This window comes from Sulfuricurvum sp. (assembly GCF_049305995.1).
Taxonomy (GTDB): Bacteria; Campylobacterota; Campylobacteria; order Campylobacterales; family Sulfurimonadaceae; genus Sulfuricurvum.
Genome location: NZ_JBAQPS010000064.1, coordinates 1 through 1,905, shown reverse-complemented (window position 1 = coordinate 1,905; position 1,905 = coordinate 1). Strand labels below are relative to the sequence as shown.

3 protein-coding genes are annotated in these 1,905 nt (G+C 43.5%); all 3 read left to right on the top strand.

Annotated elements, in window-relative coordinates; translation table 11 throughout:
* A partial coding sequence (locus WA010_RS02215) for a transketolase C-terminal domain-containing protein (RefSeq protein WP_422555547.1) occupies positions 1–572 on the top strand: 572 nt, incomplete at its 5' end.
* 18 nt (positions 573–590) lie between these two features.
* Positions 591–1,538: a thiamine pyrophosphate-dependent enzyme gene (locus WA010_RS02210; protein WP_422555546.1), complete on the top strand. Its 948-nt coding sequence runs from the start codon at positions 591–593 to the stop codon at positions 1,536–1,538.
* 170 nt (positions 1,539–1,708) lie between these two features.
* On the top strand, positions 1,709–1,905 hold a 197-nt coding region (locus tag WA010_RS02205; RefSeq protein WP_422555545.1), incomplete at its 3' end, for a hypothetical protein.

The window sequence follows — 1,905 nt, the reverse complement described above, 5'->3', positions numbered from 1 at the left end:
AAACCGAAGAAGATTGGCATTTTGAGCACAAAGCACGCCAACAACACGCATTGATGACAGCCGTATTGCCAAAAATCCAAGCAGCATTTGATGATTTTGAAAAATTATCAGGGCGTAAATACAACATCGTTGAAAGCTACCATATGGACGATGCGGAAGTAGCGGTTGTCTGTATGGGAACATCGGTTGAAACAGCTCGTGAAGTGGCTCTCGAGATGCGTGCACAACACGGTATTAAAGCAGGTGTCATCGGTATTAGAGTATTCCGTCCGTGGCCATTAGAGCAAATGGCAGCTGCATTGAAAGATGTTAAAGCGATCGGGGCATTGGATCGTTCAAGCCCACATGGCGCAATGGGTGCATTATTCAATGAATTGTCTGGTTCATTATTCAACACTGATACAAAAGCAGTGCTTACTAACTATATTTATGGGTTAGGTGGACGTGACTTGACTAAAGCACACTTAGTAGGGATCTTTACTGAACTCAAAGCAAATGCGGATGCACTCAAACCGACTACTCCGTTGCAACAATATATCGGTCTTCGCGGACCGAAACTCTCTTTTTTCTAAGGAGCCAATGTGTCAGAAATGAAAAAAATTAAAAACCTCAAAGAGTTTTCCACTTCGGCGGATCGTTTTGAAGGAGCTAATCTTCTTTGCCCGGGCTGTGCCCATTCGATTATCGTTCGTGAAGTATTGAATGCTACTAATGATGATTTAATTCTTGCAGCATCAACAGGATGTTTGGAAGTATGTACGGCAGTTTATCCGTATACCTCATGGGATGCTTCATGGATTCACATCGGATTTGAAAATGGTTCATCTGCGGTAGCGGGAGCTGAGGCGATGTACAAAGCGCTTAAAACCAAAGGGCGTTTGAAACAACCGGATCGCACCCCTAAATTTGTCGCATTTGGCGGTGACGGTGCGACGTACGATATCGGATTCCAATGGATTTCCGGATGTTTCGAACGTGGACATAACATGATGTACGTTTGTTTGGATAACGAAGTGTATGCAAACACGGGCGGACAACGCTCTTCATCAACTCCGATCGGTGCATCAGCAACAACGACTCCTGCAGGACGTATCAGTTACGGTGAAAAACGTAATAAAAAAGATATGATGGCAATTATGGCGGCACATGGTGCTCCATACGTTGCACAAGTCGCTCCGAACAAATGGAAAGATATGGTCGCCAAAATCCAAAAAGGATTTGCAGCTGAAGGTCCGGTGTATATCAATGCGATGTCGGCATGTACAACCGAGTGGAAATTCGCCCCTGAAGATACTATCGCTATCTCTGATTTGGCAACGGATTCATTGGTTTTTCCATTGTATGAGATTATCGATGGAACACAGCTAAATATTACCTATCGTCCAAAAAATATTATTCCAGTACGTGATTATCTCGGTGCGCAAGGGCGTTTCAAGCACCTTTTCACCAAACAATACGAATACCTCATCGATGAGTGGCAAGCTCGTGTCGATGCAAAATGGGATTATCTCCAACGTCGTGAAGAGGCAAGTGTTTAAAAAATATTATTATATACGCCAACGGAGCAAAGCCCCGCTTGGCTACGCTAACGCTGAGTTCTCTTCAGCAGAGTGCTCACGTGCAGTAAACCGCACTTTATAAATCCCCCTTTACACATTTTGGAACTCTCTTTGCTTTATCCTTTTACTTAACACTATTGGATAATCTTATGTATAGAATGACCTATAACCATTTAAACACTTCAGGATGTTCTGCGCGTGGCATTGCCAAGCGTGAAAGCAAAGAAGAGCTTCTAAAACTTGCCGAAGAACTCAAAGAGACGATTTGTAATGTCGAAATTCGCCCTATCGAAGGGACGATTGAAAAACGGCTGCCGATGGAGCTTTTCGTCAATATGAAAGAGTT